The 4,197-nt window shown below is 35.9% G+C and carries 9 protein-coding genes; 6 read left to right on the top strand and 3 right to left on the bottom strand.

The genetic code is table 11. The features are described 5' to 3' along the window. Window positions 1-433: 433 nt before the first annotated feature. Both F3D68_RS11020 and F3D68_RS11025 read right to left on the bottom strand, forming a co-directional pair. Window positions 434-736 carry a helix-turn-helix domain-containing protein gene (locus tag F3D68_RS11020; protein ID WP_151194482.1) on the bottom strand — a complete coding sequence of 101 codons (303 nt, stop codon included), beginning with the start codon at window positions 734-736 and terminating at the stop codon, window positions 434-436. 8 nt (window positions 737-744) lie between these two features. After that, window positions 745-960: a DUF378 domain-containing protein gene (locus tag F3D68_RS11025; RefSeq protein WP_151194483.1), complete on the bottom strand. Its 216-nt coding sequence runs from the start codon at window positions 958-960 to the stop codon at window positions 745-747. A 190-nt stretch (window positions 961-1,150) separates the two neighbouring features. On the opposite strand from F3D68_RS11025, the gene F3D68_RS11030 reads away from it, so the two are divergent. Together F3D68_RS11030 and rpsU are read left to right on the top strand one after the other, a co-directional pair. Beyond that, a complete protein-coding gene (locus tag F3D68_RS11030) occupies window positions 1,151-1,357 on the top strand; it encodes a cold-shock protein (RefSeq protein WP_151194484.1) in 207 nt (68 codons plus the stop codon). Next, entirely contained in the window at window positions 1,357-1,563 is a 207-nt protein-coding gene (gene rpsU / locus F3D68_RS11035; RefSeq protein WP_151194485.1) for a 30S ribosomal protein S21, read from the top strand. Before F3D68_RS11030 ends, rpsU begins: the two co-directional genes overlap by 1 nt. 79 nt (window positions 1,564-1,642) lie before the next feature. On the opposite strand, the gene F3D68_RS11040 is transcribed toward rpsU, so the two are convergent. After that, window positions 1,643-2,137 (bottom strand): hypothetical protein, encoded by a 495-nt coding sequence (locus F3D68_RS11040; protein WP_151194486.1) that lies wholly within the window; start codon window positions 2,135-2,137, stop codon window positions 1,643-1,645. 129 nt (window positions 2,138-2,266) lie between these two features. On the opposite strand from F3D68_RS11040, the gene F3D68_RS11045 reads away from it, so the two are divergent. From F3D68_RS11045 to F3D68_RS11055, 4 genes are all read left to right on the top strand, one after another. Further along, window positions 2,267-2,686, top strand: coding sequence for a hypothetical protein (locus F3D68_RS11045; RefSeq protein ID WP_151194487.1), 420 nt, complete (start codon window positions 2,267-2,269; stop codon window positions 2,684-2,686). Window positions 2,687-2,797: 111 nt separating this feature from the next. Next, window positions 2,798-3,325, top strand: a complete 528-nt coding sequence (locus F3D68_RS11050) for a hypothetical protein (protein WP_151194488.1) — start codon at window positions 2,798-2,800, stop codon at window positions 3,323-3,325. 275 nt (window positions 3,326-3,600) lie between these two features. Then, window positions 3,601-3,741, top strand: coding sequence for a hypothetical protein (locus F3D68_RS11325; RefSeq protein ID WP_191092812.1), 141 nt, complete (start codon window positions 3,601-3,603; stop codon window positions 3,739-3,741). A gap of 12 nt (window positions 3,742-3,753) precedes the next feature. Further along, window positions 3,754-4,092 (top strand): RecX family transcriptional regulator, encoded by a 339-nt coding sequence (locus F3D68_RS11055; protein WP_151194489.1) that lies wholly within the window; start codon window positions 3,754-3,756, stop codon window positions 4,090-4,092. The last annotated feature ends 105 nt before the right edge of the window (window positions 4,093-4,197 follow it).

Genomic DNA, 4,197 nt, shown 5'->3' on the forward strand with positions numbered 1-4,197 from the left:
AAAGAGTCGCATAAATTACCTAAATTTTTAAAGATCATGTGTACGAGTAAAGCATACCAAAATGGGAGGATTTCGTCACGCATTGTGTTTACTAAAATACCCTTTTTCTGAACCATGCCAATTTTTCCAGTCATTGAAAATTAGCGGTGTTATTTTGGCTGAAAACATCATAACACAAAGCGTTATTGCCTGCATTTTAAAAGTATTGCGGTGAATGATGGATAAACCAATACCCGTGTTTAAATCTGGTGGTGATAATTTTTTTATACACTTTACAGCATTGCAAAAATGAATCTAACTTGATTGTTTTAGACTGATGGCGATGGCTGTTTTTCCCGCCAAAATAGCAAATCAAAACTGTGTCACCTAATAAATCTTGAGTAATGAGTATTTCATAGAATTTGGTTGCTGTTTCCAAGCGCAGCATGATTTTTTACCAAGCTTTATACAGTGCATTGGAGCAGCTAATAGATTTGATCTTGATGTCATCAAGTAACTGCTCAATGGCTGCCTTTTTAACGGGTGAGTTTAGCACTTTAAGACTGCTTTCATTGTATAACGAGACATTGCATCGTCGGCACCATTTTCTAACCGTATTTTGTTTGTAACCAAAAAGCTCGCCAACTTCTGTGTAGGTTAAACCTTGATTGGCGCATTGGATTAAAAAGTCAGCTATTGTCTGTCCTGTTGAGTTTTCAACTGTAACGCAGAAATTATCGGTAAATTGATTTCCCACAATATTGATCAATCCTTATTGCATGATGATTTTGGGCAGCATTTCTTAAGCGTGGGAATGCAGATTAAAGCGGCAATACCAACGATAATGTAGATGATGTTTTCAACAAAGCCTAGTTTGCCAAAAATAGCATGAACAAGATTGAAATGGAATAAACCAACGAGTAGCCAGTTTAAACCGCCAATAATAATTAATATAAGTGCGATAGGGTTTAGGTATTTCATATAATGTTACTCCTTTGGTTATATATGTTTTACCAATGACTACAGTAGTGTAATGCTTCAAAATAAGCAAGTTTGTCAGTGTTTGAGTAAGGTGCGCTATTTTTCTTACACAATCTAATCAACTCTGTTATGCTGCCAAGGCAGTAAATAATGTTGCATCAATCAATAACTATATAGAGAAGAAATCAATATGAGTAGATTACAAGGCACAGTGAAGTTTTTTAACGGTGGAAAAGGATTTGGTTTTATCACCCCTAGTAATGGTGATAAGGATGTATTTGTGCATGTAACAAACCTAGATGCGGTGGGTGGTTATCTTCAGGAAGGTCAAGCGGTTTCTTTTGAAGTTCAGCAAGGTAAAAAAGGGCTTGAAGCCATTAATGTTGAGTCAGCTTAATGCCTAAAATTAGGGTCGATGATCGTAAACCTTTTGAGGTGACTTTAAGGCAGTTTAAACGAGCTTGTGAAAAAGCAGGTATCGTTAAAGAATTGCGAGAAAGGCAGCATTATATTAAGCCAACCACACAACGCAGAATTGATAAAAAAGCAGCAATAGGTCGCACGAAGAAAGCGGCTAAAATGGCATTACGTCCAAAATTCTAGTTAACCATTTTTTGGGAAAATATAAGAAAAAATTAAAAAAATTCACTTCGCACAGGCTTGTTGGTAAATCGCAATTAATTTAGTAAGGCGTATAGTTGGCTTCCTTGGAGACAACTCTAAATTTTTGCTCACCATTAGCATCTGTGGCAAATTCAAAAGACATTAAGTCTCTATCAAATTTCTCATCACTATAATATTCATACTTAATCTTATATGCCATATACAAGACTTTGGCTACAGCTTTAGGTGACATTATAATGTCATTGCTTTTAATTTCCTTACTCATTTCCTTTACGGTTTTTTCAAATTTTTTCTTAAAAGTAAATTCGGAGCTTTCTAAATAGACGTTGCATAAGTTCCAACCATGAAAAGAAAGAACAAGTATTGCTGTATAATCATATTTTTGTGATATTAATTCATAAATAGCTTCGGATATTTCTATTACAAGCGCGCTGACTTGTAGCACGCCATCTTGATAGCGTTTATCTAAATAAGGTGTAATGTATTCGTAATAATCAAATTCACCTACAATGTGATCACACTCGGTTTTAACTAATGATACTGGTACTGTCATAGTCTGTTTGTGTAATTATTTTCTGCTAGTGTGCCAAATAATTATATAGTAATCAACTAGGCATAATTGACAGGCACCCCAATCCACACTAACGTAACCATCAAAACCACCTAAACCAAAGGCTCAACGATGAGTTTTAACCTTGCCCAACGTAAAAACCTAAAAGCAGATATTTCAACACTTAACCAAATAACCCATTTACTCAACTACAAAAAGAAAACCTTTGTTGAGCAATCTAGTGAGGACGATTTCAACAACGCCCTTGATTATGTCAACAAAACGATAGCCAAGCTTGAAGATAAAAGGCAAAAGTTGCCGATAGGGCATAGGTATACTGGGGTATTTCATTTGAAAAAGCCTTATACAATACCGAGTGAATCAGTGAAGATTAAAGGGTCGGCATTCATGAGGGAAGACCTTGTTTCGTGGACAATTGAGTCTGATGATGAGTATGCGAAAAATGTTTATTATGTGAGAGACGTTTATTTGAATAAGAAAATGACGGTGAAGTTGACGAGGGAGGATTGTGGGGAGGTTTTTGATAGTTAAATTCTAAAAGGAGTTAAGTTAATGGTTATATTTTTAAGTGTTATTTCGACAGTTTTTTCCTTAATTACAGTTATCATTGCATACTGCGCTTTGAACTCATGGAAACATGAAATGAAAGCAAATATGAAAATTAAATGGCTAGATAATTTAGTAAGTGAAATACATCACTATTGTGATGAATTAATTAATGTTGACCAGTGTTTAAAGTTTATAGTTAATATCGAATATAAATCTTATGGAGTAAGGCTAGAGAAAAATTATAATGATGACTCAGGGATAGTAAAATATATTAAGAGCAAGGGACGAGAGAGGAGTGAATTAGTTTTTGGTTACTTAGATAAAGCTAGATTGATTTCATCAAGGATAGAATCATTAATGATAAGAGGGAAATTCTATGGCTTTGATGAGCTTGAACGTCTTAATGCATCTATTGGTTCCTTATTGGGCATAGCCATAGGTATCCAAGAATATGCTGTTATTCTAAGCCATGATACAATGTATTTAGCTAATAAGGATATTCAAGAGTCATTAACTACGGTAGTAAGTATTTGTCCAAATAAAATTCAAGAACCCAGAGAAAAAGCCGAGACAAATTGCCTAGATATGGTCGAAAAATATTATGACAAGTTAATAGGATGAATTACTGATAAATAAAATCATGGCGTTGTCACTTACGCTGTGATTTCACCAAACCCAACGACAGCAACACCTACATTGAAAGGTGCAGCGTCACTGTTGGCATAGCCAACCTTGCCAAAACCAAGGAAGCCTACGATTTGCACGATGCGATTGCGGATTGGCTTAAGGAAATGAGAGATGACAACGGTTACATCAATGATTTTGTAATGATAGTTGAGTGGTGGAAACCAATGCGGTAATATTGTTATTCAATGGTCATCATCAATGGAGCGAATATGTTAGATCAAACAACTTTAGATGAAGTGCATAGCATGTTGCAAGTTGGCGTACCTTTAACAGTAATTTCTAAGACGTTGGGTATTCCTTTGTCATCCATTGAGCATTTGCGCAATGAGAAAGCTAACAATAATGAATAGGGTGCTGCTGCCATGAGTCTTGATAACGCCAATATTACTGATGATATGCTATTGGAAAACAAAGCAAGGCGTATCATTGAAAGTAATCAAGATATATCAACAGGGGCATTGATTGATAAGCTTAAAAAGAAAGCCATACCACAAAGCATGATTGATAAGTTAGTTGCTGTTGACGAGGTACAGCAGCTGAATAATGTCATGCGCAGAATCAGCGCCAAGTATCCTTTGATCAAAGGCAAAACCGATTATGATAAGAAACAAAAGCTCTTAAAGTATTTACTAAACAAAGGCTTTGAATATCAGCTGACACAAAAAGGTATGGATGCGTATTTTAGTGCGGGCTATGGATGAGTAGACCGACCAAATTTCTTCAGTCAGCCCCTCCGCAGAACCGGACGTGCGAAACTATCGCATCCGGCTCCCGAGTAAATTACATGCTGGTGCAACTTCGGTAGT

Source organism: Cysteiniphilum sp. JM-1 (genome assembly GCF_008711525.1).
Lineage (GTDB): Bacteria > Pseudomonadota > Gammaproteobacteria > Francisellales > Francisellaceae > Caedibacter.